We start from the raw sequence: 25,227 nt of genomic DNA, 5'->3' as shown, positions 1-25,227 counted from the left end.
CCCGTCAGAAGAAAATTGAAGCGACATTCTGAACCTCCGGATGCAGAAAATCCTTGCGTTAGCGCAGCTTAGCGCCAGCTTTCAAGGCGCATACAGCGTCCTCCCGGCGGGATGTCGGCGACGTCGTGGGTCACCAGAATGACCGGAATCTGCCGCTGCTTAATTTCAGCGAAAACCCACTGGCGGAAGCTGTCGCGCAGGACGGCATCCAGCCCGCTGAAGGGTTCATCAAGCAGCAGCGCTTCGGGCTCAGCCAGCAGCGAACGCAGCAGCGCGACGCGCGCCCGTTGGCCGCCTGAAAGCGTGGCCGGATCGCGGGAATAAAAGCCGCTCAGCCCGGCGTACTCAAGTGCGGCCTCCGCCTTTTGCCGACGAAGGCTACGGGGCACGGAACCGGGCAGGGCGAGCAGCAAATTTTGCCCAACGCTGAAGTGGTCAAACAGCAGCGCATCCTGAAACAGAATGCCGATCCGCCGCGCTTCCGTTGGCAGGATGTCGCAGCGCCTGTCGTTGAGCCACAGCGCCCCGCTGGCATGCAGGTTGTTCTCCGACGCTCCCACTATCCAGTTAAGCAGCGTAGATTTACCGCTACCGGAAACGCCCATCAGGGTCAGAATCTCGCCGTTGTTGGCGTGAAAACTGACGTTGTTGAGCAGCGTCTCGTGCGCGTATCTCAGAGAGAGGTTGTCTACTTTTAGCATCAGCGAAGTCCTTGTCGATAATGTCCCACTATGCGCAGCATCAGCGCGACAGCCAGGAAGATCATGCCGGGAAGCAAAAGCTGCCACAGGGCCTCAGCGGCAAGCATCGGCGTGCTGCCGCCGCTGCTGAGTGCCACCGCCTCGGTAGTCAGCGTGGCGATACGTCCGGCGCTGAGCCAGACCGTTGGCAAATATTGCGCGATGCTGACCGAAAAACCGACCGCCAGCGCCGCCAGCAGCGGGCGCAGTAGCAGTGGGCATTTCATCAGCCAGAAGCCGCGCCAGCGGCTCCAGCCTAATGTCCGGGCAATGGTCGTGAGCCTGGGGTCAAGGCGCTGCCAGGCCGGTTGCAGGATAAACAGCATCCAGGGCACGACCCACAGCAGGTGCCCCCACAGCACCGTCGGCCACTCACCGTCCTGGAAGCTTAGCAGCGCCAGCTGATACTGCCCGGCGGCGAGCGGCAGGGCAGGCAGCACCAGCGGCAGCCACACCCAGGTAGTGAAGCGCTTTGCCCCGAACTCCAGCCAGAGTAAGCAAAGCACTACGCCGATCGAAGCGGACGCCAGCCCCAGCCATAAGCTGGCAGCGATATTGTCGGTGGTTGCCATTTCACCATCGGCCAGTAACGCCAGGGTCACCACACAAAGCAGGCCGCTCAGAGGCAGCAGATCGCTCAGGGCTATGCCCGGCAGGGCAAACGCCCGGGAATGGCGAACGCCGCCAAAGTCAGGGATTTGGGTACGAAACAGACGCCACAGTAGATGAGCCAGCAGCATCAGCGTTGCCAGCAGAAATAACAAAAGCAGGCAGGCCAGAGCGCCCAGGGCCTGCTGCTGCTCGTTCCCCTGCGAAAGCCACTGCCACGCCAGCACCGCAAGCGTCGGCGGATTGCCAGGCCCGAGAATTAACGCGACATCCACCGCCGACAACGTCCAGGCGGTAGTCGCCAGTAGCACGACGCGTAGCTGTGGCAAAAGCTGCGGCAGGATAATCCAGGCCAGGCACTGCCAGCGGCCATAGCCCTGGCTGCGCAGCGTCAGGCTTTGCTCCGCCAGCCGTTTCTCCCCGAGCAGGGCGTACATCGCCCACAGCAAAAAGACACTCTCCTTCACCGCCAGCGTCAGGCCGAGTCCAATGCCGTAGCGGTCAATCGGCGGCGTGAGCTGGGGAAACTGGCGAAACAGCCAGCCGCCTTCAGCGAACAGCAGAAGGGCTGCACTGGCGAAGGCCACGTGAGGCACCGCCAGCATGAGCGGAAGGCGCACCGCCAGCCGCTGCCAGCCACGGGAAGGCCACAGGGCCGCCACTACGCAGAACGCGATAATCAACGCGCCGAAAACGGCCGTCAGCGTGGATATCAGCGTTGCAAGCGTTGCCTGCCAAAGCTGCGGATCGCTGAACAGCGATTGCCAGTTACCAGGCGAAAACGCGGGCGTGAGAAGCTGAACGGCGGCGGGCAGCAGCGGCAGATAAATCAGCCCCATCGCGGCCCACAGCAGGCCAGTCAGTGCGTACCGTAGCGGCGCAGCCATTCCTGCTCCAGCGCGTTAACCCAGGCGGCGTGCGGTTCAGCCAGTACCGGCGGAGCAGTTTCTGCCTGTGCGGCAGGCCAGGGTTGTGGTAGTTTTTGGATATCAAGGACGGTCGGATCGCCCCAGACGGCAGGATCGGCTTTATGCTGCTGAGCCTGCGGTGAAAGCAGGAAATTCGCCACCACTTTTGCCCCTGCCGCAGAACGGGCGTTGGCCGGAATGGCGACAAAATGCACGTTGCCAATCATGCCCTGGGCAAAACCGAAGCTGTAGCTGTCCTTTGGTAGCTCGCCGCGAGCGACTTTCTGACTGGCGTGTGCAGGATTAAAGGTCAGCGACAGGCGCAGCGTGCCGTTGGCAAGCATGTCATCCATGCGGGCGGGCGATGCCGGGAAATCGCTGCCTTTACGCCATAGCTGCGGGTGCAGCTTGTCTAAATACGCCCACAGCGGCGCGGTGACGCTGGCAAATGTCGCCTGGTCAGGAGGTTGTTTCAGCGCATTGGACCGTGAAGTCAAAGCCAACAGCAGCTGTTCCAGGAACGCCGTTGCGGTGAAGTCCGGCGGGCGGGGATAGGTGAGCGTGCCCGGATGCGCCGTGGCAAAAGTGAGCAACTCCTGAGGCGTTTGCGGCGGCTGCGGGGTTTGTTCCCGGCGGGCAATGAACGTCAGCTGTGCACTGCCCCAGGGGGATTCCGCCCCGTCGGTCGGCACGGAAAAATCTTCCCGCACCGGCTTTTGCAGATCGACATAGCGCCAGTTTGGCAGCTGCTGCGCCCAGCCCGTTTGCAGTAAATTTGCCTCTTTCAGGGTACGGAAATTTTCGCCGTTGACCCACAGCAAATCCACCGAGCCCCCTTTGGTTCGCCCGGCCTTCGCTTCCGTCTGAATGCGTTTTACTGCGTCTGCGGCGTCGGCAAGGCGCACGATTTTCAGGGTAACGCCATAGTCGCGTTTGACCTCGCTACTGGCCCAGTCGAGATAGCGGTTAACCGCCGGGTCGCCACCCCAGGCGTTGAACCACACGGTCTGCCCGCGCGCCTCCTGTTCAGTTTGCTGCCACTGCGTGGATGCGAATGCACACGGCGTAACCGCCAGCAGCGTCATCCATAACATACTCCGGGAAAATGTTGGCATTAGTGGCGTCTCTTCTGGCGTTGTTGGGTAATTTTTTTGACCATCACAATGAGGATAGCCAGGGCAAAAGCGATCAGCAGGCCGGTAACCAGCCAGTAAGTGCCGCCGGTCAGCATGCTGCCGACGCAGGAATAGACGATGGTGGCGGGCAACTGGCCGATTCCGGTCGCGACAAAAAAGGCGCGAAAGCGCAGGGACGTCAGCCCGGCGGCGTAGCTCACCGGGTCGAACGGCACGAAGGGCAGCAGGCGGCAAATCAGAATAGTGTGTTTGCCATAGCGGGTAAAAAAGCTGTCCACGCTTTCCAGCACGGTTTTTCCGGTGAGCTTTTCCACCGCATCGCGTCCGAGAATACGGGCAAGATAAAAGCAGAATGCGGCACCCGCCATGGAGCTGGTCCAGGACAATATACCGCCCCAGAAGGCACCAAATAGCGAGGCGTTGGCAAAGGTAATCAGAAAGGCGGGCAGCGGGGCAACGATCGCCTGCAAAATCATCAGGAAGAACGACACGGCAGCTGCCTGCGGCCCCCATGCGCGGATAAAGCGCTCGATTGCCGCTTGATCGAGGGTGGCGAAGGCGGCGAGGCTGCCGTTCACCAGCGTTCTGACCGTCGGGGAAATCCACCAGGCCGCCACCAGCGCGCAGAGCAGCACCAGCAAAGCGATGCGGTAAACCCGGTTCATTGCGATAACCCTGTGGCGCTTACGCCCTTGCGGCGCGCCCACGCTTTCGCAGTCCGGACGAGCATGAAAAGAAGAGCGCCCGCCACGCAGAGCTTCAGGAAAAACAGGCGTGTAACGCCATGAGTGGCGAGATCGTCAGCCATCAGCGTATAAATCAGCAGTCCCGGAAAGGTGGTCAGGATGGAAATCAGGGTAAACGGCCAGAAGGCGATGGCGGTGAGGCCGTAGGCGTAATTCTGCAGCGTCCAGGGAAACAGCGGAATCAGGCGGGTAAACAGCAGAAAGTCCACGCCGTGTCGGTGGATACCGTTTTCTATGGCCTGAAAAACGGCGCTCTGCCCGAAGGCGTGTACCAGCAGATCGCGACCCAGCGCTCGCGCAAGCAAGAAGCAGAGGGAGCTTGCCAGCGTCGATGCCACCACGGAAAGCAGCGTGCCGTAAAGCGGGCCAAAAATAACGCCTCCGGCAATCACCAGCAGGCTGCCTGGCATAAAACAGACCGCCGCGAGAATAAACAGCAGAACGTAAAGTGCAGCACCGTATGCGCCGCTCTGGCGAATAAGCGTCTGAAGCTGTGACAGATGAAGCAGGGGATCGGTCATCCTGCCGTGGTGAAGTGCGAAAATCAGAATGCCGGAAAGGGCAATAAAGAGCAGAAGCTTAACGACTTTCCCTTTCAGAACTTCTTTGGCATCCGTTTCTCCGTGGTTCAGGCAATGAGGGGCGGCATTTTAGCAAGCTTTGCCTGACTCACGTCTTTGATATGGCGCAAATAAAGCCGATTGCCTGCGAAAAACCTGACGCCGGGGGGGCGTCAGGTCGCGCTAAATCAGCCCTTAAACGTCGCCCAGACCGGCGCGTGATCGGAAGGTTTTTCCATGCTGCGGATGTCATAGTCGATGCCGGTCTCAACGCAGTGCGGCGCCAGACCCTGGCTTGCCAGCAGCAGATCGATGCGCAGACCACGGTTGTCGTCGAAGCCTTTCGAGCGGTAGTCAAACCACGAGAATTTATCCTGCGTTTCCGGGTGGGCGTGACGGAAGGTATCCACCAGACCCCAGCCCATCAGCCTCTCCATCCATTCACGCTCTTCCGGCAGGAACGAGCACTTTCCGGTGCGCAGCCAGCGCTTGCGGTTCTCTTCGCCAATGCCGATATCGAGATCCGTCGGGCTGATGTTCATGTCGCCCATGATCAGCACCGGATTCTCCTTTTTCAGCTCGACCGTCAGGTAGTTCTGCAGGTTCTGGTAGAACAGCTCTTTGGCCGGGAACTTCAGCGGATGGTCGCGGCTTTCGCCCTGCGGGAAGTAGCCATTAATCACCGTCACGTTGCCGAATGCAGAAGGGACCTCCGCCATAATGATGCGGCGCTGCGCATCTTCACCGTCGCCTGGAAAGCCACGGCGAACGGAAACCGGGGTCTCTTTGGTCAGCAGCGCCACGCCGTAGTGGCCTTTCTGCCCGTGATAAAACACGTTGTAGCCGAGTTTCGCCACCTCTTCGAGCGGGAACATATCATCGTGAACTTTGGTTTCCTGAAGGCCGATCACATCAGGCTGATGCTTCTCAACGATGGCTTCCAACTGATGCGGGCGGGCACGCAGGCCGTTGATATTAAAGGAGACGAATTTCATAGTTGCTGTTACTGTGTAAGGTGAATGATGCAGGGATGTTAGCAGAATTTGTGGCGCCTGACTTCTGCAGTGTTATGCTGTTGCGGCCCCGGCCTGATAGCCGGGCCATGTCATTTCAATGCCCGCAGCCTTGCCAGCACCGTCGGGAAGAATTCTGCTACGGTCGGATGGATGGGCAGAGCCTGCTGCATCAGCCTGTAGCTCGCGCCTGTCGCCATAAAGTTAGTGATGACCGCGATAATTTCGTCCCCGCCAATGCCGAGGATGGCTGCGCCGAGAAAACGCTCGCTTTCGGCATCGATGATAAACCGCATCATGCCCCAGGTTTCATCTTCCTCTTTCGCGCGGCTGACGTCGGCCATGGCGATTTCCGCTACCAGAATCTTTTGCCCTTTGTTTGCAAGCGCCTTTGCCTGAGAAAGTGTGATGCCCACGCGACCCAAAGGCGGGTCGGTAAACATGGCGTAGCTCAGCACGCGCCTGTCGGCATCCTGCCATTGCCCTGCGGGATGCTGACCGTCGAATTCCGCCAGCACAATCTGGTGATCGTGATAGCTGGTGTGCGTAAACGCGCCGCGTCCGTTAACGTCGCCGAGCGCTTTGATACCTGCCACGCTGGTATTGAAGCGTGCATCGGTGCGAATAAAGCCACGCGCATTCGTTTCCACACCCACGGCGCTAAGATTCAGGTGTTCAACGTTGGGCTGCCGCCCGGTAGCAAACAGAATGTGGCTGCCGTGAATTTCTTGGTTATCGCTGAGACGGGCGCTCAGGCCTTCATCACTACGCATTAGCTGATTGACGCTGCTGTTCAGGTAAAATGCGATCCCTTCGGCACGCAGGAACTCTGCAATGTGTTCGCTGATGTCCTCATCTTCGCGTTCGGCAATCCGCCCGGTACGATGAATGATGGAAACCTGCGCGCCCAGCCGGCGGAAGATTTGCCCCAGCTCAAGCCCGATGTAGCTGGCACCCACGATAATTAAATGTGCTGGACATTCGGTCAGCGCCAGAATGCTGACGTTATCCAGATACGGCACGCTCTCGATTCCAGGCACATCGGGAATGACCGCACGGGTGCCGGTATTCAGGTAGACGCGCGCCGTAGAAAGGGTTTCGCCGTTGGTCTCAATCAGAAATCGGTCGCCGTCGCGCCCCTGAAAGCTCGCCCAGCCGTGGAGAGTTTCGACATTCGCCGTCGCGTCAAGCCAGTCCGTCAGGCCAAGCCGCGAAGTTTCAACCCGCGCCCGCATGCGCTGCATCGCTGCTGCAAAATCGACGCTGACCGGCCCTGTCATCACGCCAAATTCCGCGGCCCGGCTTACCATATGCGCCACGCGGGCGGATTTGCGCAGCGTTTTGGTCGGCGTACAGCCCACGTTCACGCAGGTTCCGCCCAGTAAATTGCCTTCGATCAGCGCGACCCGCTGGCCTCTCTCTGCTAACTCAACGGCAAGCGAGGGCGCTGCCTGGCCTGCACCAATCAGAATTGCATCAAAGTGCCGCATTGGTACCCCACTCAGCTGTTCACGAAATAATCAGATTCAGCGTAGTGCAGAGCGGTAAGGGTGACAAACCTGCTCTTTTACAGGGCATTCCGCTCCATTTTGGGGCGCAGACTTACGATAAATGTCGCAGCCTTCACAGAACGTGAATTAAGTTCCTCTAATGCATAATGCTGCAATTATTAACGCTGCTAATGGCGCAGAAATCCCTTTCTATTCACTTTATATGCAGATTCGGTGAATAGCGTTTGGCTGTAACTTATTGATATTAAGTTGCCCACTTCCGTTTATGCACTTTTGTCGCTGGCTGGCACGATGCGTGCAATATACATTTACAGCACAAACACTCATTTTTATTAACATCACAATAACGTAATTGTTACCGGAAGAGGTTGCTATGAATCAGTCAGTGACGCGTGGAAATTTTGACGATTGGATGATGCCGGTTTACGCCCCGGCGCCTTTTATTCCGGTACGTGGGGAAGGTTCTCGCCTGTGGGATCAGCAGGGGAAAGAATACATTGATTTTGCAGGCGGTATCGCGGTGAACGCGCTGGGGCATGCGCACCCGGCGATGGTGCAGGCGCTGACCGAACAGGCAGGCAAGTTCTGGCATACCGGCAACGGCTACAGCAACGAGCCGGTGCTGAAGCTTGCGAAGCAGCTCATCGATGCGACCTTTGCCGACAAAATTTTCTTCTGCAATTCCGGTGCTGAAGCCAACGAAGCTGCTCTGAAGCTGGCGCGCAAGTATGCCCATGACAAATTTGGCCCGCAGAAAAGCGGCATCGTGGCCTTCAAAAATGCCTTCCATGGCCGGACGTTGTTCACCGTGAGTGCGGGCGGTCAGCCTTCTTATTCCCAGGATTTTGCACCGCTGCCGCCGCAGATCCAGCACGCCATTTATAACGATATTGATTCGGCTCGCGCGCTGATTAATGACGACACCTGCGCGGTGATCGTCGAGCCCGTGCAGGGCGAAGGCGGTGTGGTTCCGGCTACTCCGGCGTTTCTGCAAGAGCTGCGTGCGCTGTGCGATAAGCACAATGCAGTGCTGATTTTCGATGAAGTTCAGACCGGCGTGGGCCGCACCGGCGAGCTCTATGCCTACATGCATTACGGCGTAACCCCGGACGTGCTCTCAACGGCAAAAGCGCTGGGTGGCGGTTTCCCGATTGGTGCGCTGCTGGCTCGTGATGAGTTCGCCCGCGTTATGACCGTCGGCACCCACGGCACCACCTACGGCGGCAACCCACTGGCCTGTGCGGTGGCGGGTGTGGTATTCGGCATGATCAATACCCATGAGGTGCTGAACGGTGTGAAGCAACGCCATCAGTGGTTTACTGAACGCCTGACGGCGATCAATGCGAAATTTGCTCTGTTCGACGAAATTCGCGGCATGGGCCTGCTTATTGGCTGCGTGCTGAAGGCTGAGTATGCCGGGAAAGCGAAGCAAATTAGCCAGCTTGCCGCAGAACACGGTCTGATGGTGCTGATTGCCGGAGCTAACGTCGTGCGCTTTGCGCCAGCGCTTATCATCAGCGAAGAAGAGGTGAAGACCGGCCTTGACCGCTTCGCCAGCACCTGTGAACGCTTTGTCGCCGGGGTGACATCATGATGGTGATCCGCCCGGTCGGACGCGAGGATTTGTCCGGCGTGCTGGCTCTGGCAGGGAAAACCGGCGGCGGCCTGACGTCGCTTCCCGTGGATGAAAAAACGCTTGCCGACCGCATTGAGCGCTCTATTAACACCTGGAACGGCAGTCTGGAGAAGGGCGATCAGGGTTATGTGTTCGTGCTGGAGGATACTGAACAGGGGCGCGTGGCCGGGATCTGCGCCATTGAAGTTGCAGTCGGCCTGCATGACCCGTGGTACAACTACCGCGTGGGAACGCTGGTCCACGCTTCAAAAGAGCTGAACGTTTACAACGCATTACCGACGCTATTCCTTACTCATGACCACACTGGAAGCAGCGAGCTTTGCACGCTGTTCCTTGACCCGGACTGGCGTAAAGAGGGTAACGGCTATCTGTTGTCGAAATCCCGTTTTCTGTTTATGGCGGCGTTCCGCGATCGCTTCAACGAAAAAGTTGTCGCTGAGATGCGCGGCGTTATCGATGAACATGGCTACTCCCCGTTCTGGGAAAGCCTCGGCCAGCGCTTCTTCTCCATGCCGTTTGCGCGCGCTGATTACCTGTGCGGCACCGGGCAGAAAGCATTCATCGCTGAGCTGATGCCGAAGCACCCGATCTACACCGATTTCCTGACGTCGGAAGCGCGTGCGGTGATTGGCGAAGTGCATCCGCAAACCGCGCCCGCCCGTGCGGTGCTGGAGAAAGAAGGATTCCGCTACCGTAACTACGTTGATATTTTCGACGGCGGTCCGACGCTGGAATGCGACGTGGATCGCATCCGGGCCATCCGTAAAAGCCGTCTGGTGGAAGTGGGGGAAGGTCAGCCCGCGCCGGGCGAGCTGCCAACCTGTCTGGTGGCGAACGAAAACTATGAGCACTTTCGCGCGATGCTGGTGCAGGCCGATCCGCACACCGACAAACTGTTACTGAGCGCGAAACAGCTGGATGCCCTGAAGTGTCATGCGGGTGACCGCGTGCGGCTGGTGCGTCTTTGCCCTGAGGAGAAAAAAGTATGAGTCTATGGATCAACGGCGGCTGGGTCGCCGGGCGCGCAGAGGCACGCAGCAAAGCCAACCCGGTCACACACGAAGCGGTGTGGCGCGGAAATGATGCGGATGCTGAACAGGTCGCTGAGGCCGTCCGGGCTGCCCGTGCCGCATTCCCTGCATGGGCAAAACTGCCGTTCAGCGCTCGTCAGCAAATTGCAGAAAAATTTGCTTCTCTGCTGGAAGAACATAAAGCAGCGTTGACCAAAGTCATCGCCCGCGAAACCGGCAAACCGCGCTGGGAGGCGGCGACGGAAATCGGCGCGATGATGAACAAAATTGCCATTTCGGTGAAGGGCTATCATAGCCGTACTGGAGAACAGGCAACGCCAATGCCTGACGGCGCGGCAACCCTGCGCCACCGTCCGCATGGCGTGCTGGCGGTATTCGGCCCCTACAACTTCCCCGGCCATTTGCCGAACGGACATATCGTCCCTGCGCTGCTGGCGGGCAATACCGTCGTTTTCAAACCGAGCGAACTGACGCCGATGAGCGGCGAAGCGGTCGTGAAGCTATGGGAGAAGGCGGGATTACCGGCGGGCGTACTGAACCTGATTCAGGGCGGTCGTGCTGTGGGGGAAGCCCTGAGCTCACAGGCCGATCTCGATGGCCTGCTGTTCACCGGCAGCTCAAACACCGGCTTCACGCTGCACCGCCAGCTGGCCGGGCAGCCGCAGAAAATTCTTGCGCTTGAAATGGGCGGCAACAACCCGCTGATTATCGACGAGCCGCAGGATCTTGACGCCGCTGTTCACGTCGCTGTGCAGTCTGCGTTCATTACCGCCGGGCAGCGTTGCACCTGCGCACGCCGTCTGCTGGTAAAACGCGGTGAAGCGGGCGACGCCTTCCTCAAACGCCTTGTCGACGTGACCCGTCGTATTATTCCGGGCAGCTGGAATGCGGAACCACAGCCGTTTATCGGTGGGCTGATTTCCGAACAGGCTGCACAAAACGTTCGTACCGCATGGCTGCAACACGTGGCTAACGGCGGCGTGACGCTACTGGAGCCTCGTCTGCTGGAGCCAGGCACGTCGCTTGTGACGCCAGGGATTATCGACATGACGCAGGTGCAGAACGTGCCGGATGAAGAAGTGTTCGGTCCGCTGCTGTGCGTGTGGCGCTACGACGAATTTGATGAGGCCATCCAGCTTGCCAATAACACCCGCTATGGCCTTTCCTGTGGGCTGGTCTCCGCTGAACGTGAAAAATTCGACCAGCTGCTGCTGGAAGCCCGGGCCGGAATCGTCAACTGGAACAAGCCGTTGACGGGTGCCGCAAGTACCGCGCCGTTTGGTGGCGTGGGCGCTTCGGGCAATCACCGTCCGGGAGCATGGTATGCCGCGGATTACTGTGCGTGGCCGATGGCAAGCCTTGAGTCTCCTGCGCTAGTGCTTCCGGGTACGCTGAATCCTGGCCTCGATTTTTCCGCTGAGGTGACATCATGAAGGCCTGGGAAGTGAACTTCGATGGCCTGCCGGGGCTGACGCACCACTATGCCGGGCTGTCATTTGGCAACGAGGCGTCAACGAAGCATCGTTTTCGCGTCTCTAATCCGCAGCTTGCCGCGAAGCAGGGGCTGCTGAAGATGAAAGCGCTGGCGGATCTCGGCTATAAACAGGCGGTTTTGCCTCCGCAGGAGCGCCCTAATGTGTCATTGCTGCGCCAGCTGGGCTTCAGCGGCAGCGACGAGCAGGTGATTGCAAAGGCTGCTGCGCAGACGCCGCAGCTGCTTTCTTCCGTCAGTTCGGCTTCCTCAATGTGGGTGGCGAATGCCGCCACGGTTTGCCCTTCTGCAGATGCGCTCGACGGAAAAGTGCACCTGACGGTGGCAAACCTCAATAACAAATTCCATCGTGCCAGCGAAGCACCAACCACCGAAGCGGTGATGAGGGCGATTTTCAGCAATGAGCAGGCCTTTACCGTTCACGGTGCGCTGCCGCAGGTGGCGATGTTCGGTGATGAAGGGGCGGCGAACCATAACCGCCTCGGCGGCGAGTACGGCCAGCCAGGCCTGCAGCTTTTCGTCTATGGTCGGGAAGAGAACGGCCATCATCAGCCCCTGCGCTACCCGGCGCGCCAGACGCTGGAGGCGAGTCAGGCCGTGGCGCGGCTCAATCAGGTCAATCCGCAGCAGGCTATATTCGCCCAGCAAAACCCGTCGGTGATTGACCAGGGCGTGTTTCATAATGACGTGATCGCTGTCAGCAACCGCCAGGTGCTGTTCTGCCATGAGCAGGCATTCCTCAATCAGCCGCAGCTTCTGGCACAGCTGGATGAGCGCGTGCCGGGCTTCACGCCGATCGAAGTGCCAACCTCGCGCGTGTCAGTCAATGACGCGGTGGCGACGTACCTGTTCAACAGCCAGCTGCTGAGCAAACCCGACGGCAGTATGATGCTGGTGCTGCCAAAAGAGTCTCAGGAGCATCAGGGCGTCTGGTCTTATCTTAACGATATGCTGGCGCAGGATAACCCGATTAACGAGCTGAAGGTGTTCGACCTGCGGGAAAGCATGGCCAACGGCGGCGGTCCGGCGTGCCTGCGCCTGCGTGTCGTGCTCAATGAAGCGGAGATACAGGCGGTTAACCCGCCGGTTCTGATGAACGATCGCCTGTTCGATACCCTGAATACCTGGGTTGACCGCTATTATCGCGATCGCCTGACGCAGGCCGATTTAGCCGATCCGCAGCTGCTGCGCGAAGGGCGCGAGGCACTGGATCAGCTGACGCAAATTCTGGGGCTGGGCTCGGTTTATCCGTTCCAGCAATAAAAGGAGGCGTAATGATGGACTTTCTGGCGCTGACTCTGGCCGGCGAACAACCGACGCAGACGCGCGGAGAAACGGAGCTGTTTCACTGGCAGTGGCATGACACTGGCCTGCTGGAGCTGACGCCGTTTGTCTCCAGCGCCCGTGCAATGGTGCTCTCTGCGGGCATTCATGGCAACGAAACGGCCCCGGTTGAAATGCTGGATGCGCTGCTGAAGGCCCTGTTTGCTGGCACCATCACGCTAAGCTGGCGCCTGCTGGTGGTGCTCGGCAATCCTCCCGCTCTGGCAGAGAATAAGCGCTATCTGCACAGCGATCTGAACCGGATGTTTGGCGGACGCTGGCATGAGTTTGTCCCGTCGCTGGAAACGGCGCGGGCGGCGCGGCTGGAGCACGCGCTGTCACAGTTCTGGCAGCCGCTGGACAGCGAGCGCTGGCATCTCGATCTGCATACTGCCATTCGCGGGTCGCACCACGTTCGGTTTGGCGTGCTGCCGCTGCGCAAAGAACCCTGGGACGAGGCATTTCTGCACTGGCTTGGCGCGGCGGGGCTCGAGGCGCTGGTGTTTCATCAAAGCCCTGGCGGAACGTTTACGCATTACAGCACCGAGCGTTTCAGCGCGCTCGCCTGCACGCTGGAACTCGGTAAAGCGCTGCCGTTTGGTCAGAACGATTTAAACCAGTTCTCCACGACGCAGCGGGCGATGGCGCGGCTGCTTGGCGGTGATATCGCTTCGGCACCTTTGCCGCAGAAGTACAGGGTGGCGCAACAAATCACCCGGCACGACGACCGCTTTGTGCTGCATATGTCCAATGACACGCTGAACTTTACGCCGTTTAGTGAAGGTACGCTGTTGGCGGAGGAGGGGGACATGCGTTGGCAGGTGAAGTACGAAACGGAATATGTGCTGTTCCCTAATCCCAACGTTGCGCCAGGCCTGCGGGCGGGTCTGATGCTGGTTCGTGAAAAGAATTAGTGTTTAATAAAGGGCGTGGAACACAATCTGCGCCGTTTTATCATTGCTGAACCAAAATGTTTTTACGAACAATTGCGGACTATTCTTATAAACCGCTTTTTAATTAATCAGGACTGCGCTAAACTTCTTCATAATCTCTTTAATAACAGTCTATTAGTTATTATTCCTCGCAACTCTCCATCATTTTTCCTTATTTTCTTCATAATTGGTTAAAACAGCGTTTTTGTACTTTCATTGTTTTACGCTTGCTCTGACTAATTGACGTTGAACCCCGTAAAGTTAATCACGTCAACACGGCGATGTGCAGTAAAAATCTTGTTGTAAACATTGCCGTAAAAAATAACTGAAAGTAAGGAACATACGATGAAAAAGCTGACTACTCTGATTCTTGCCTCTACCCTGGCTCTGGGCGCAACCGGCCTGGCTCACGCGGTTGAAACCTCGGTAACGGGCACCACAGACGCTGCGCCAATGATGCATCACAAAGGTAAGCCGGGCATGCATCATGACATGATGTTCAAAGGCCTGAACCTGACCGATGCGCAGAAGCAGCAAATCCGCGACATCATGAAAGAGCAGCGCGGCAAAATGCAGCGTCCGTCCCTCGACGAACGTCGTGCCATGCATAGCCTGATTGCCAGCGACACCTTCGATAAAGCGAAAGCCGAAGAGATGGTGAGCAAAATGGAAGCGCAGCACAAAGAGATGGCCGTTTCCCGCATGGAAACGCAGAACAAGATTTACAACATTCTGACCCCGGAACAGAAAAAGCAGTTTAATGCCAATTTTGAGAAGCGTCTGACAGAACGTCACGCACCGGAAGGTAAAATGGCCCCCGCTGCTGAATAATTCGGTCGCACAGTCTTAAGACCGCCGGTCCTGCCCATACGCCGCTCAGGCTGTGGGCAGAACCGGCGGTTTTTCTTTGTCTGCCTCTTGCCTGTTGCCGCATTCCCGGTAGGCTGCCTTAGCAACCTTCCTTTGACTCTTTTTTATGTAATATCAGCATCTTACCTTCATGCTTGCGTAAAGCCGCTAAGGCAATGGCCGTCCTGTGCCGATACTCCGTCCGTGGTGAACAAAAAAAGACAATAAACAGGGCTGCCTTCGTCGCGGCCTGAGTCGTTCTTCAGGAGTGATGATGGAATACTTTGATATTCGCAAGATGCCGGTCAGTCTGTGGAAAAATGGCGCAGGAGAAACGCGCGAACTGTGCTGTTTTCCACCCGGCACACGCGATTTTACATGGCGTGCCAGCATTGCTTCTATTGCGGGCAACGGCGAGTTTTCTGCATTTCCAGGCGTAGATCGTGTCATGACGTTGCTGGAGGGCGGTGAAGTGACGCTCGACGGCGGGAAGGACTTTCACCATACGCTGAAACGCTTTCAGCCATTCGGATTTGCCGGTGAGCAGACGGTGCGAGCCGAGCTTTCCGAAGGACAGATGTCAATGGAGCTGAATATCATGACCCGCCGTGAGCGCTGTCAGGCAAAGGTGCGCGTGGCGGACAGGACATTCACCAGCTTTGGCGCGCGCGGCGGCATGGTGCTGGTGCTGAGCGGAGCATGGCAGCTCGGCGATAAGCTGCTCACCGCCGACCAGGGGGCGTTCTGGCAGGACGAGCAGCACACGATACGCCTGCTGAAAGACGAAGGAAAAATTCTCTACAGTGCGATTAGCCTGAACCCGTCCTGGCCGTCAGATAGCGTCAGCCAGGTCGATAATTTCAGCCTCGCGGGCTAACAGCGGCTTGCAGAGAATTTTGTAGCCGTCGTGATCGAACCCGGCAGGCAGGCGACGCAGCGTGTCTGCATCGGCTAATGCGCTGACCGAGCCCAGCCACAGCCAGTTGTGGATGATCAGGTAGTCGGTCATGCCTTCGCTGCTCTCCTTTAACGCAATCGCACCTTTCCACGGCCAGCAGGTCAGCTGAAGTTTTGCCAGTCCTGCCAGCAGCCGCTGCTGGTGCGCCTCAACGCTTTCTTTCCCACAGCAGGCTCCTGCACAGCGTTTTAACGCCGAGCGAAAACAGCCGCGGCCCCGCGTGACCGCTTCAAGCCCCAAAATGCCATAACACAGCTGGTGTTCATCGGCGATGGCCTGCAATGCCTGAAGCGCTGCGCGCCGGTTGGCAAAAAGGCCATACAGGCCGGGCTGGTGTGCGAAATCAATCTCTTTGGCGTACACCACCTGGGGCTGTGCATCTTTCAATAGCAGAGAACAGAGCTGACGGTTGCGTCGCAGGCGCTTGTTGAACAGCGGCTGCCGCTCTTTGATGAGTCGGGCTTCAAGCAGCAATGCACCGATTTCCCCGGCGGTGCGGATCCAGGTGATGTGCCGTGACTGGCGCAGCAGGGCGGCTTCATCGGGCGTGCGCATGTGTGACAGGATACGGCTGCGCAGATTGACGCTTTTCCCAATATAAAGCGGCAGCGTGTCGCTTTCGCCATGGAAAATGTAAACCCCGGGCAGAGAAGGCAGGGCTTCCAGCGACGGGCGCAGATGTTCGGGATATTCATAAATTGCCGCCGCTTCAAATTCCAGACGCGGGGCGGATTGACGCCGGGCCACATTCTCTCCTGATGCTGTTTATGCATACAGTGTAGCAATGAAGAACGATGCAGAAAAGAGAATTGCCGGGCGGCGCTTCACTTGCCCGGCTAACAGGTAAATTTAGTCGGCCGGGTAAGACGTTAGTCGCCACCCGGCAATGATTGACTGGCTCAGCGCTTCCAGAACGTGTCAAATACCGTGATCGGCGGGCGACGCTTGTGTTCCGTCTTCAGATACCAGCCCTCGATGATTTTGGCGATGCTGGCGTCAACCTGCTTGCCTTCAAGATAATCATCGATGTTGTTATAGGTCACGCCGAGTGCGGCTTCGTCAGGCAGCGAAGGGCGATCGTCTTCGAGATCCGCGGTCGGGGCTTTCTTATACAGATGCTCCGGGCAGCCGAGCGCGGCTAACAGCTGTTTGCCCTGGCGCTTGTTGAGACGGAAAATCGGATTGATGTCGGTGCCGCCGTCGCCGTATTTGGTGAAGAACCCGGTGATGGCCTCTGCGGCATGATCGGTGCCGACCACCACACCTTTGGTCATTCCTGCAATGCTGTACTGTGCCTTCATGCGCTCGCGTGCTTTCTCGTTACCACGGACAAAATCGCTCAGCTCAATGCCTGCTTCGCGCAGAGCCTGTTCGCTTGCCAGCACGGCGCCCTTAATATTGACCGTCAGCACGCGATCCGGCTGGATAAACTCAATGGCATCCTGGCAATCCTGCTCATCTGCCTGCACGCCATAGGGCAGGCGCACGGCAATAAATTGCAGGTTCGCGTCACCGTTCTCTTCGCGCAGTTCGCTGATGGCCATCTGGCAGAGTTTGCCGGTCAGCGTAGAGTCCTGGCCGCCGCTGATGCCGAGCACCAGCGATTTTATGAATGGATAAGTCGTGAGATACGATTTGAGAAAATCCACGCTGCGGCGGATCTCTTCTTCGCTGTTGACCTGCGGCTTCGCGCCGAGTGCAGCGATAATCTCTTGTTGCAGAGCCATTTACCCCTCCCCGAAAAGTTGTCGTGTCTTCGCTAAAGCTACCTCTTTGCCGGGAAAACGACAAGGATCACAGTTTTGAGTGTCGCAAAATAGCGCGATTCAGCAGTAAATCGTAATTTCAATAGAATTTTCCTAAAGTTATGCCATCTTTGCCCCTGGGTTGAAAAATATCACTCTTTATTCCAGGCTTATAACACACTGATAAAAAAGAGGACGGAATATGAACAAGAACGTAGCGGGAATTTTAGGTGCAGCAGCAGTACTGACTATGTTGGCGGGTTGTACCGCTTACGATCGTACCAAAGACCAGTTCACCCAGCCGGTGGTCAAAGACGTGAAAAAAGGCATGAGCCGAGACCAGGTTATGCAGATTGCCGGTAAGCCATCATCCGAAATTACGATGATTCATGCGAAGGGGACTTGTCAGACTTATATCCTGGGTCAACGCGATGGTAAAACTGAAACCTACTTCGTTGCCCTTGATAACACCGGGCACGTGATGAATTCCGGCTATCAGTCCTGTGATGAGTACGATACCGACCCACAGGCTGCCAAGTAACCAACTCCCATAATCTGCTGAGTTCTGCGCAAGCCCGGCCTTTTGGTCGGGCTTTTTACTGCCTGAATGTGCTTATTTAATTGCGCGAATTATTTGGCCAAAATGTGAGGGTAGTCATAACCGGAGGTCAATGAGAGACAATTCAGGTTTGCCAGGAATTATCCTGCGCCAGTTTGATGCCGTATACTCACCTCATAAACACAAAGTAACAATTCGTTACCATCATTATGTCGTCGCGTTGAGAGCCGGATGCCTCACGTGACGGTCAGAAAATGCAAATTGAGGAAGCGAGTATGGAAAAGAAACATATCTATATGTTCTGTTCTGCAGGCATGTCCACCTCTCTGCTGGTGTCCAAAATGCGCGCGCAGGCTGAGAAATACGAAGTGCCGGTAGTGATTGAAGCTTTCCCCGAAACTCTCGCCGGTGAAAAAGGTGAAGCGGCCGATGTCGTATTACTGGGCCCACAAATTGCCTATATGTTGCCAGAAATTCAACGTCTGCTGCCAAATAAGCCAGTGGAAGTGATCGATTCTATTTTGTACGGCAAAGTAGATGGTTTAGGTGTGCTTAAAGCCGCTGTCGCCGCAATTAAGAAAGCTGCAGCGCAATAATTTTTTTATTTGATTTAATTTTCCCGTCAAAGAGTTATTTCACACACAATCGCCGTCATCGCTGGATGACGGCCTTTAAGGGTATTTTCTATGAGTAAAGTTATTAGCTCTCTTGAAAAGGTACTCCTTCCTTTTGCTGTCAAAATAGGAAAGCAGCCACACGTTAATGCGATTAAAAACGGCTTTATTAAATTAATGCCGTTGACCCTCGCAGGGGCCATGTTTGTTCTTATTAACAACGTGTTTTTAAGTTTTGGCGAAGGCTCGTTTTTCTATTCGATGGGCATTCGGTTAGACGCTTCCACCATTGAGACCCTGAATGGTTTTAAAGCCATCGGCGGCAACGTGTACAACGGTACGTTGGGCATTATGTCGCTGATGGCGCCTTTTTTCATTGGTATGGCGCTGGCTGAAGAACGTAAAGTCGATCCTTTTGCTGCCGGGCTGCTGTCCGTTGCGGCCTTTATGACGGTGACGCCGTACAGCGTAGGTGAAGCCTATGCGGTCGGGGCCAACTGGCTGGGTGGGGCAAACATCATTTCCGGTATTGTTATCGGCCTCGTGGTCGCGGAGATGTTTACCTTTATCGTTCGCCGTAACTGGGTAATTAAGCTGCCTGCAAGCGTACCGGGCTCCGTGTCCCGCTCGTTCTCTGCGGTCATTCCGGGCTTCATTATCCTCTCCATCTTTGGCGTGATTGCCTGGGCGCTGACCCACTGGCAGACCAATTTCCACCAGATCATCATGGATTCCATTTCTACGCCGCTGGCGTCGATGGGGGCCGTTGTGGGCTGGGCGTACGTCATCTTCACTTCGCTGCTGTGGTTCTTCGGCGTACATGGCTCTCTGGCGCTTACCGCTCTGGATAACGGCATCATGACCCCGTGGGCGCTGGAAAACATCCAGATTTATCAGCAGTACGGCTCCGTAGAGGCGGCGCTGGCTGCAGGCAAGTCCTTCCACATGTGGGCGAAGCCGATGCTGGATTCCTATATCTTCCTCGGCGGTACGGGTGCAACGCTGGGTCTGATTATCGCTATCTTTATCGCTTCACGTCGCGCTGACCATCGTCAGGTTGCGAAGCTGGCGCTGCCATCAGGCATTTTCCAGATTAACGAACCGATTCTGTTCGGTCTGCCGATCATCATGAACCCGGTCATGTTCATCCCGTTCGTGCTGATTCAGCCGCTGCTGGCTGCGATTACCATGTCTGCCTACGGCCTGGGACTTATCCCGCCAATCACCAACCTGGCACCGTGGACGATGCCAACCGGCCTGGGTGCATTCTTTAATACTAACGGAAGCGTTGCCGCACTGCTGCTGGCGCTCTTCAACCTCGGTGTCTCGGTGCTGGTCTACCTGCCATTCGTGGTGGTGTCAAACAAAGCACAGGCCGTCATTGACGAAGAAGAGAGCGAAGAAGATATCGCTAACGCACTGAAATTCTGATGTAACGCGGTACGGGGTTATGCCCTGTACCGCCAGACGTAATGAGGGAGAAAGTATGTTCGATTTGGATCATATCGTGGCAGAAACAGAGGTTAAGGAGAGCGACCTCGAAGAAGTGGTGATGGGGCTGATTATCAACTCCGGGCAGGCGCGTAGCCTTGCTTATACCGCACTAAAGCAGGCCAAACAGGGGGATTTCGCCACCGCAAAAGCCACCATGGAGCAGTCCCGCATAGCGCTGAGTGAAGCACATCGCGTGCAGACTCAGCTTATCGAAAGCGATGAAGGCGAAGGCAAAATGAAGGTCAGCCTGGTGCTGGTTCATGCGCAGGATCACCTTATGACCTCAATGCTCGCTCGCGAGCTGGTCGCTGAATTGATTGAGCTTCACGAGAAGGTACAATAACGGGCAGATATCACGATGAGGCAACCGAAGATGACGACCCTGGAAATCAGTACCGCGCTGGAACAACAGCTTTTTAACGGGAAAAACTTCCATGTCTTCATCTACAACAAAACCGAAAGCATCAGTGGACTGCACCAGCACGACTACTACGAGTACACCCTCGTATTGACCGGGCGCTATTATCAGGAGATCAATGGCAAACGGGTGATGCTGGAGCGCGGAGATTTCGTCTTCATTCCGATGGGGTCGCACCACCAGAGCTTTTATGAGTTCGGCGCGACCCGCATACTGAACGTCGGCATTAGCAAGCGCTTCTTTGAAGAGCATTATCAGCCGCTGCTGCCGGGCTTTCTGGTTGCCTCTCAGGTCTATTCGGTAAAAAGTACCTTTCTCAGCTATATAGAATCGGTTATTGCCTCGCTCAATTTCCGCGAAAGTGAATTTGATGAGTTTATTGAAGTTGTCTCTTTTTATGTGATTAACCGCCTGCGCCATTTCCGCGAAGAGCAGACGCAGGACGTCATTCCTCAGTGGTTAAAAATCACCGTGGAAGAGATGCACGATAAACATAAATTTGGCGAAGGCGCGCTGGAAAATATGGTGGCGTTATCCGGAAAATCCCAGGAATACCTGACCCGGGCAACTCAGCGCTATTACAGCAAAACGCCAATGCAGATCATTAATGATATCCGCATCAATTTCGCCATGAAGCAGCTGGAAATAACCAATTATTCGGTGACCGATATTGCCTATGAATCAGGTTACAGCAGCCCAAGTCTGTTTATTAAGACCTTTAAAAAGCTGACCTCATTCACGCCAAGCCAGTATCGTAAACAGCTCACCGTGATTAATTAACGCCGCGCGGTTTGCCGCGCGCACCGAATTCGTTTAGCTATCCGCTTCCGTGGAGGGTTTTCCACATTCCGGGCGCGGATCACGAGGGAGAAAGTTATGAGCCAGAAATTAAAAGTTGTGACTATCGGCGGCGGCAGCAGCTATACCCCGGAATTACTCGAAGGATTTATCAAGCGCTATCACGAGCTGCCGGTTACCGAGCTGTGGCTGGTTGATGTGGAAGAAGGGCAAGAGAAGCTCGATATTATCCACGCTCTGTGCGAACGCATGGTGCAAAAAGCCGGTGTGCCAATGACGGTACACAAAACCCTCAACTGCCGTGAAGCGCTGAAAGGTGCGAATTTTGTCACCACCCAGCTGCGCGTCGGCCAGCTGAAAGCGCGTGAAAAAGATGAGCGTATTCCGCTGAGCCACGGCTATCTCGGCCAGGAAACCAACGGTGCAGGTGGTCTGTTCAAAGGGCTGCGCACCATTCCGGTGGTTTTCGACATTATTAAAGACGTGGAGGAGATTTGCCCGGATGCGTGGGTGATTAACTTCACCAACCCGGCAGGGATGGTGACCGAAGCGGTTTATCGCCACACAAACTTCAAGCGCTTTATCGGCGTGTGCAACATTCCGGTTGGCATGAAAATGTTCATCACCGACGTGCTGAAGCTCTCTGAAAGTGACGATCTGTCCATCGATCTGTTCGGCCTGAACCATATGGTGTTCATCCGCGACGTGATCGTGAACGGTGAATCCCGCTTTGCGGAGCTGCTGGACGGCGTTGCCTCCGGCAAGCTCACCGCCAACACCGTGAAGAACATTTTCGATATGCCATTCAGCGAAGGGCTGATTCGCTCCCTGAATCTGCTGCCGTGCTCTTATCTGCTGTACTACTTCAAGCAGAAAGAGATGCTGGCGATTGAAATGGGTGAATACTACAAAGGCGGCGCTCGTGCGCAGGTGGTTCAGAAGGTTGAGAAGCAGCTGTTCGACCTCTACAAGGATCCGAACCTGAACATCAAGCCGAAGGAGCTGGAGCAGCGCGGCGGGGCATACTACTCAGACGCTGCGTGTGAAGTGATTAACGCTATCTACAATAACAAACAGACCGAGCATTACGTTAACGTGCCGCATCACGGCCACGTGGACAATATTCCGGCGGACTGGGCCGTAGAAATGACCTGCATTCTGGGCCACGAAGGGGCGAAGCCGCATCCGCGACTGACCCATTTCGATGATAAAGTGCTGGGCCTTATCCACACCATTAAGGGCTTTGAAGTGGCGGCAAGCCATGCGGCGCTGAGCGGTGAATTCAACGACGTGCTGCTGGCGCTGAATCTGAGCCCGCTGATTCATTCCGACAAAGATGCGGAAATTCTGGCGCGCGAGATGATCCTTGCCCACGAGAAGTGCTTGCCGAACTTTGCCGAAACGGTGAAAACCCTCAAGCAGTAAAAGGAGTTGCAGATGGAACGTGTGCTAATCGTCAACGCCGATGACTTCGGCCTGAGCAAAGGGCAGAACTACGGCATTGTCGATGCCTGCAAAAACGGTCTGGTCACCTCTACTACCGCGCTGGTCAACGGCGCGGCTATCGAACACGCGGCTCAGCTGAGCCGCTGTTTGCCGGAGCTGGCCGTGGGAATGCACTTTGTGCTGACGCTGGGCATGCCGCTTTCTGCTATGCCGGGCCTGACGCGTGAAGGCAAGCTCGGGAAGTGGATCTGGCAAATGGCTGAAGAAGACACGCTGCCGCTGGATGAAATTGCCCGCGAGCTGGACTGTCAGTATCACCGCTTTGTCGATCTGTTCGGCTGTGAACCAACCCATTTCGACAGCCACCACCACGTGCATATGATCCCGCAGATATTCCCGATTGTGGCGGCGTTTGCTAAAGCAAAAGGGGTCGCGATGCGTATTGATCGCCAGGTGCAGAAGCTGCACGGTCTGGACGAGCAGGGCGTGCGCAGCAGCGACGGTTTTGCCAGCGAGTTCTACGGCGAGGCCATCACCGAAGCGCTGTTCCTGCAAACGCTGGAAGCCTCCGCTCAGGCTGGCGAATCATCGCTGGAAGTGATGTGCCATCCGGCCTTCGTCGATAACACCATTATGGGCAGCGCCTATTGCTACCCGCGTTTAACTGAACTGGACGTCCTCACGTCTCCGTCGCTGAAATACGCGGTGGCAGAGCGAGGCTACCGTCTCGGCACATACCGCGACGTATAGTATGTCACGCCTGGCGCCCGGTTTCGTTGCGGGCGCCGTGTTAGGGGTTAGGCCGGGTGAATATGCCCGGCATTTTTTTGCCCGTTATTTGCCATCGCGCCGTTTATCCCAGGCAACCGCACACAGGGCGCGACGTTGGCTGCCGCGATCGGCTATCATAGGGGATTCCTGACTCTGTTTTTCGTTCTGGTGTTTTTCCGCTTATGAAACCGCTGCGTCAACAAAACAACCGCCCTGTTATCAGCTACGTGCCGCGCGTCGAACCGGCTCCGCCCGATCACGCCTCCAAAGTGGAGGGATTTCGTGACGTCTGGCTGCTGCGTGGGAAATACGTGGCCTTCGTGCTAATGGGGGACAGCTTCCGGCGCTCACAGGCCTTCAGCGTGCCGGAGTCGGCTCAGCGCTGGGCGGCGCAGATGCGACAGGAAGGGGAAGTAGAAGAGTAAAAGCTTCCCCGACGGGGAAGCTTCAACAGAGATCAATTCCACAGCGCAAGGATGGGCCAGCCGACGAGCAGCAGCAGCGAGATGTAAATCACGCCAAAGATGGCTCCCAGCCGCCAGTAGTCCTTCGACTTCACATAGCCGCAGCCGTAGATGATAACGCCAGGACCGGTGGCGTAAGGCGTCAGACAGCCCATAATCCCAATCGACAGCACCAGCAGAATACAGAGATGCTCCATCGGCACCCCAGGGATCCCTTTGCCTACCGCCAGGATCACCGGCAGCATCGTGGCGGTGTGCGCGGACAGGCTGGCAAACAGGTAATGGGCAAAATAGAACACCAGCACCAGCACGATAACCGTGGTATTGGCGGAGAAGCCTTCCAGATGCGTGCTCATCGTTGCGGCAAACCAGCCGATAAATCCGGAGCGGGTCAGGCCGCTGGCCATGACCACCAGCGTCGCAAGATTCACCAGCGTATTCCAGGCGCTGTTGTAACGGGTTATCTCTTTCCACGGGACTACGTGCAGCGCCAGCATCAGGGAAACGGCCAGCAGCCCAACCGCCGTGGCATCAATGAAGCCGCCGCCAAATACCCAAAGCGCAAGGCTCAGCAGGACAAGACAAATGAGCGTGATTTCTTTTCGCGACAGGGCACCCATCTCTTTAAGCGCATTGCCCGCCCAGCCGGAGACCTCTTCACTGTGGGTGACTTCGGGCTTATACAACACGTACGAGAGCCAGGGGGCAACGATCAACAGCAGAATGCCGACGGGCAAAAAGCTCAGAAACCACGTCAGCCAGCTTATCTGAATTCCGGCAATTTTATTGACGAACTCCAGGCCGAGCACGTTGGGTGCCGCGCCCGTGACAAACATTGAGGAGCTCAGGCTGGTACTGATTACCATCATCCACATCAGATACCCACCGATGCGGCGGGAAGAGGGATCGTTGGGGAAAGACCTGAATAAAGGGGGCAGGTTTTTGATCACCGGGAAAACGGTGCCGCCGGTACGGGCGGTGTTTGAAGGCGTAAACGGTGCCAGCAGGATATCGATTATCACAATCGCATAGCCGAGGGTCAGCGTACGCTTCCCCATAAATTTAACCATGAATAAAGCGATGCGTTTGCCGAGGCCTGTGACTTCATAGCCCAGCGCGAAGATAAAGGCGCCAAACACCAGCCAGACGGTCGTACTGGAAAAGCCAGCCAGCCCCCATTTCAACGCTTCTTTTCCCGCGTTAAACGCCGGGTCGGCCAGCTCTTTGGCATCAAAGAGCAGATAATCACTGCCGATAACGCATATCGTCATGGCAATAAAGCTTATCGCCGTGGCCGGAATCGGTTCGAGGATCATGCCGACAATCATTGCCACGAACACGGCAAAAAAATGCCATGCCTGCGGGGGCATGCCGTCGGGAACCGGGATAATGAGCATGACGGCCATCACCAGCAGAGGGGCTATCAATTTCCATATATTCTCTTTTGAAACGGACATAGCTGAAACTCCTGTAA

The 25,227-nt window shown here is 56.5% G+C and carries 25 protein-coding genes; 15 read left to right on the top strand and 10 right to left on the bottom strand.

Features of this window, described 5'->3' with window-relative positions:
• Window positions 1–68: 68 nt before the first annotated feature.
• From AB1287_RS14015 to AB1287_RS13985, 7 genes are all read right to left on the bottom strand, one after another.
• Window positions 69–701: an ATP-binding cassette domain-containing protein gene (locus AB1287_RS14015; protein WP_312626534.1), complete on the bottom strand. Its 633-nt coding sequence runs from the start codon at window positions 699–701 to the stop codon at window positions 69–71.
• The gene (locus AB1287_RS14010; RefSeq protein WP_435618139.1) at window positions 701–2,236 is read right to left on the bottom strand and encodes a thiamine ABC transporter permease; all 1,536 of its coding nucleotides are present in this window, start codon (window positions 2,234–2,236) and stop codon (window positions 701–703) included. The genes AB1287_RS14015 and AB1287_RS14010 overlap by 1 nt, the downstream gene beginning before the upstream one ends.
• Window positions 2,209–3,372 carry an ABC transporter substrate-binding protein gene (locus tag AB1287_RS14005; RefSeq protein ID WP_436799841.1) on the bottom strand — a complete coding sequence of 388 codons (1,164 nt, stop codon included), beginning with the start codon at window positions 3,370–3,372 and terminating at the stop codon, window positions 2,209–2,211. The genes AB1287_RS14010 and AB1287_RS14005 overlap by 28 nt, the downstream gene beginning before the upstream one ends.
• Window positions 3,372–4,058, bottom strand: coding sequence for a TVP38/TMEM64 family protein (locus AB1287_RS14000; RefSeq protein ID WP_435618137.1), 687 nt, complete (start codon window positions 4,056–4,058; stop codon window positions 3,372–3,374). The genes AB1287_RS14005 and AB1287_RS14000 overlap by 1 nt, the downstream gene beginning before the upstream one ends.
• Entirely contained in the window at window positions 4,055–4,690 is a 636-nt protein-coding gene (locus tag AB1287_RS13995) for a TVP38/TMEM64 family protein (RefSeq protein WP_436799844.1), read from the bottom strand. Before AB1287_RS13995 ends, AB1287_RS14000 begins: the two co-directional genes overlap by 4 nt.
• A gap of 197 nt (window positions 4,691–4,887) precedes the next feature.
• Window positions 4,888–5,694, bottom strand: coding sequence for an exodeoxyribonuclease III (gene xthA, locus AB1287_RS13990; RefSeq protein ID WP_435618136.1), 807 nt, complete (start codon window positions 5,692–5,694; stop codon window positions 4,888–4,890).
• A 110-nt stretch (window positions 5,695–5,804) separates the two neighbouring features.
• A complete protein-coding gene (locus tag AB1287_RS13985; protein WP_435618135.1) occupies window positions 5,805–7,202 on the bottom strand; it encodes a mercuric reductase in 1,398 nt (465 codons plus the stop codon).
• A 394-nt stretch (window positions 7,203–7,596) separates the two neighbouring features.
• Between AB1287_RS13985 and AB1287_RS13980 the strand changes: the two genes are divergently transcribed.
• The 7 genes from AB1287_RS13980 to ves all read left to right on the top strand — a co-directional run bounded on the left by AB1287_RS13980 (window position 7,597) and on the right by ves (window position 15,363).
• A complete protein-coding gene (locus tag AB1287_RS13980; protein WP_435618134.1) occupies window positions 7,597–8,817 on the top strand; it encodes a succinylornithine/acetylornithine transaminase in 1,221 nt (406 codons plus the stop codon).
• The gene (gene astA / locus AB1287_RS13975) at window positions 8,814–9,848 is read left to right on the top strand and encodes an arginine N-succinyltransferase (RefSeq protein WP_435618133.1); all 1,035 of its coding nucleotides are present in this window, start codon (window positions 8,814–8,816) and stop codon (window positions 9,846–9,848) included. Before AB1287_RS13980 ends, astA begins: the two co-directional genes overlap by 4 nt.
• The gene (astD, locus tag AB1287_RS13970) at window positions 9,845–11,323 is read left to right on the top strand and encodes a succinylglutamate-semialdehyde dehydrogenase (protein ID WP_435618132.1); all 1,479 of its coding nucleotides are present in this window, start codon (window positions 9,845–9,847) and stop codon (window positions 11,321–11,323) included. The genes astA and astD overlap by 4 nt, the downstream gene beginning before the upstream one ends.
• Window positions 11,320–12,645, top strand: coding sequence for an N-succinylarginine dihydrolase (gene astB, locus AB1287_RS13965; protein ID WP_435618131.1), 1,326 nt, complete (start codon window positions 11,320–11,322; stop codon window positions 12,643–12,645). Before astD ends, astB begins: the two co-directional genes overlap by 4 nt.
• Window positions 12,646–12,656: 11 nt before the next feature.
• Window positions 12,657–13,619, top strand: a complete 963-nt coding sequence (gene astE / locus AB1287_RS13960) for a succinylglutamate desuccinylase (protein ID WP_312626544.1) — start codon at window positions 12,657–12,659, stop codon at window positions 13,617–13,619.
• 363 nt (window positions 13,620–13,982) lie between these two features.
• Entirely contained in the window at window positions 13,983–14,468 is a 486-nt protein-coding gene (gene spy / locus AB1287_RS13955) for an ATP-independent periplasmic protein-refolding chaperone Spy (RefSeq protein ID WP_312626545.1), read from the top strand.
• A gap of 292 nt (window positions 14,469–14,760) precedes the next feature.
• Complete coding sequence (gene ves, locus AB1287_RS13950; protein WP_435618193.1) at window positions 14,761–15,363, top strand: environmental stress-induced protein Ves; 603 nt, start codon at window positions 14,761–14,763, stop codon at window positions 15,361–15,363.
• On the opposite strand, the gene cho is transcribed toward ves, so the two are convergent.
• Both cho and nadE read right to left on the bottom strand, forming a co-directional pair.
• The gene (gene cho / locus AB1287_RS13945; protein ID WP_435618130.1) at window positions 15,319–16,191 is read right to left on the bottom strand and encodes an excinuclease Cho; all 873 of its coding nucleotides are present in this window, start codon (window positions 16,189–16,191) and stop codon (window positions 15,319–15,321) included. The two genes, ves and cho, sit on opposite strands and share 45 nt — an antisense overlap.
• A 152-nt stretch (window positions 16,192–16,343) precedes the next feature.
• Complete coding sequence (nadE, locus tag AB1287_RS13940; protein WP_435618129.1) at window positions 16,344–17,171, bottom strand: ammonia-dependent NAD(+) synthetase; 828 nt, start codon at window positions 17,169–17,171, stop codon at window positions 16,344–16,346.
• 220 nt (window positions 17,172–17,391) lie between these two features.
• Between nadE and osmE the strand changes: the two genes are divergently transcribed.
• The 8 genes from osmE to cedA all read left to right on the top strand — a co-directional run bounded on the left by osmE (window position 17,392) and on the right by cedA (window position 23,714).
• Complete coding sequence (osmE, locus tag AB1287_RS13935; RefSeq protein ID WP_312626548.1) at window positions 17,392–17,730, top strand: osmotically-inducible lipoprotein OsmE; 339 nt, start codon at window positions 17,392–17,394, stop codon at window positions 17,728–17,730.
• A gap of 293 nt (window positions 17,731–18,023) precedes the next feature.
• Window positions 18,024–18,344, top strand: a complete 321-nt coding sequence (gene chbB / locus AB1287_RS13930) for a PTS N,N'-diacetylchitobiose transporter subunit IIB (protein WP_435618128.1) — start codon at window positions 18,024–18,026, stop codon at window positions 18,342–18,344.
• A 90-nt stretch (window positions 18,345–18,434) separates the two neighbouring features.
• Window positions 18,435–19,793, top strand: a complete 1,359-nt coding sequence (gene chbC / locus AB1287_RS13925) for a PTS N,N'-diacetylchitobiose transporter subunit IIC (RefSeq protein WP_435618127.1) — start codon at window positions 18,435–18,437, stop codon at window positions 19,791–19,793.
• 55 nt (window positions 19,794–19,848) lie between these two features.
• Complete coding sequence (gene chbA, locus AB1287_RS13920; protein ID WP_312626554.1) at window positions 19,849–20,199, top strand: PTS N,N'-diacetylchitobiose transporter subunit IIA; 351 nt, start codon at window positions 19,849–19,851, stop codon at window positions 20,197–20,199.
• 30 nt (window positions 20,200–20,229) lie between these two features.
• Complete coding sequence (chbR, locus tag AB1287_RS13915; RefSeq protein WP_312626556.1) at window positions 20,230–21,054, top strand: transcriptional regulator ChbR; 825 nt, start codon at window positions 20,230–20,232, stop codon at window positions 21,052–21,054.
• 96 nt (window positions 21,055–21,150) lie between these two features.
• Window positions 21,151–22,497: a 6-phospho-beta-glucosidase gene (locus tag AB1287_RS13910; protein WP_435618126.1), complete on the top strand. Its 1,347-nt coding sequence runs from the start codon at window positions 21,151–21,153 to the stop codon at window positions 22,495–22,497.
• A 12-nt stretch (window positions 22,498–22,509) separates the two neighbouring features.
• Window positions 22,510–23,268, top strand: coding sequence for a chitin disaccharide deacetylase (gene chbG, locus AB1287_RS13905; protein WP_312626560.1), 759 nt, complete (start codon window positions 22,510–22,512; stop codon window positions 23,266–23,268).
• A gap of 203 nt (window positions 23,269–23,471) precedes the next feature.
• On the top strand, window positions 23,472–23,714 hold the full coding sequence (gene cedA, locus AB1287_RS13900; RefSeq protein ID WP_435618125.1) for a cell division activator CedA: 243 nt from the start codon (window positions 23,472–23,474) through the stop codon (window positions 23,712–23,714).
• Between the two features lie 32 nt (window positions 23,715–23,746).
• Here cedA and AB1287_RS13895 read toward each other — a convergent pair whose 3' ends face one another.
• Window positions 23,747–25,210 (bottom strand): anion permease, encoded by a 1,464-nt coding sequence (locus AB1287_RS13895; protein ID WP_435618124.1) that lies wholly within the window; start codon window positions 25,208–25,210, stop codon window positions 23,747–23,749.
• Window positions 25,211–25,227 lie beyond the last annotated feature (17 nt).

This window comes from Scandinavium sp. UTDF21-P1B (assembly GCF_040750395.1).
Lineage (GTDB): Bacteria > Pseudomonadota > Gammaproteobacteria > Enterobacterales > Enterobacteriaceae > Scandinavium.
This window is presented reverse-complemented; position numbering and strand designations above follow the sequence as displayed.

Bases quoted from the DNA above. Each gene is read 5' to 3' on its own strand.
- AB1287_RS14000 (WP_435618137.1), bottom strand. From the start codon at position 4,058: ATGAACCGGGTTTACCGCATCGCTTTGCTGGTGCTGCTCTGCGCGCTG.
- AB1287_RS14010 (WP_435618139.1), bottom strand. From the start codon at position 2,236: ATGGCTGCGCCGCTACGGTACGCACTGACTGGCCTGCTGTGGGCCGCG.
- astD (WP_435618132.1), top strand. From the start codon at position 9,845: ATGAGTCTATGGATCAACGGCGGCTGGGTCGCCGGGCGCGCAGAGGCA.
- nadE (WP_435618129.1), bottom strand. From the start codon at position 17,171: ATGGCTCTGCAACAAGAGATTATCGCTGCACTCGGCGCGAAGCCGCAG.
- chbB (WP_435618128.1), top strand. From the start codon at position 18,024: ATGGAAAAGAAACATATCTATATGTTCTGTTCTGCAGGCATGTCCACC.
- cedA (WP_435618125.1), top strand. From the start codon at position 23,472: ATGAAACCGCTGCGTCAACAAAACAACCGCCCTGTTATCAGCTACGTG.
- astB (WP_435618131.1), top strand. From the start codon at position 11,320: ATGAAGGCCTGGGAAGTGAACTTCGATGGCCTGCCGGGGCTGACGCAC.
- AB1287_RS13980 (WP_435618134.1), top strand. From the start codon at position 7,597: ATGAATCAGTCAGTGACGCGTGGAAATTTTGACGATTGGATGATGCCG.
- osmE (WP_312626548.1), top strand. From the start codon at position 17,392: ATGAACAAGAACGTAGCGGGAATTTTAGGTGCAGCAGCAGTACTGACT.
- chbR (WP_312626556.1), top strand. From the start codon at position 20,230: ATGACGACCCTGGAAATCAGTACCGCGCTGGAACAACAGCTTTTTAAC.
- AB1287_RS13985 (WP_435618135.1), bottom strand. From the start codon at position 7,202: ATGCGGCACTTTGATGCAATTCTGATTGGTGCAGGCCAGGCAGCGCCC.
- spy (WP_312626545.1), top strand. From the start codon at position 13,983: ATGAAAAAGCTGACTACTCTGATTCTTGCCTCTACCCTGGCTCTGGGC.
- chbC (WP_435618127.1), top strand. From the start codon at position 18,435: ATGAGTAAAGTTATTAGCTCTCTTGAAAAGGTACTCCTTCCTTTTGCT.
- AB1287_RS13910 (WP_435618126.1), top strand. From the start codon at position 21,151: ATGAGCCAGAAATTAAAAGTTGTGACTATCGGCGGCGGCAGCAGCTAT.
- astA (WP_435618133.1), top strand. From the start codon at position 8,814: ATGATGGTGATCCGCCCGGTCGGACGCGAGGATTTGTCCGGCGTGCTG.
- chbG (WP_312626560.1), top strand. From the start codon at position 22,510: ATGGAACGTGTGCTAATCGTCAACGCCGATGACTTCGGCCTGAGCAAA.
- AB1287_RS14005 (WP_436799841.1), bottom strand. From the start codon at position 3,372: ATGCCAACATTTTCCCGGAGTATGTTATGGATGACGCTGCTGGCGGTT.
- xthA (WP_435618136.1), bottom strand. From the start codon at position 5,694: ATGAAATTCGTCTCCTTTAATATCAACGGCCTGCGTGCCCGCCCGCAT.
- astE (WP_312626544.1), top strand. From the start codon at position 12,657: ATGATGGACTTTCTGGCGCTGACTCTGGCCGGCGAACAACCGACGCAG.
- AB1287_RS14015 (WP_312626534.1), bottom strand. From the start codon at position 701: ATGCTAAAAGTAGACAACCTCTCTCTGAGATACGCGCACGAGACGCTG.
- AB1287_RS13895 (WP_435618124.1), bottom strand. From the start codon at position 25,210: ATGTCCGTTTCAAAAGAGAATATATGGAAATTGATAGCCCCTCTGCTG.
- chbA (WP_312626554.1), top strand. From the start codon at position 19,849: ATGTTCGATTTGGATCATATCGTGGCAGAAACAGAGGTTAAGGAGAGC.
- ves (WP_435618193.1), top strand. From the start codon at position 14,761: ATGGAATACTTTGATATTCGCAAGATGCCGGTCAGTCTGTGGAAAAAT.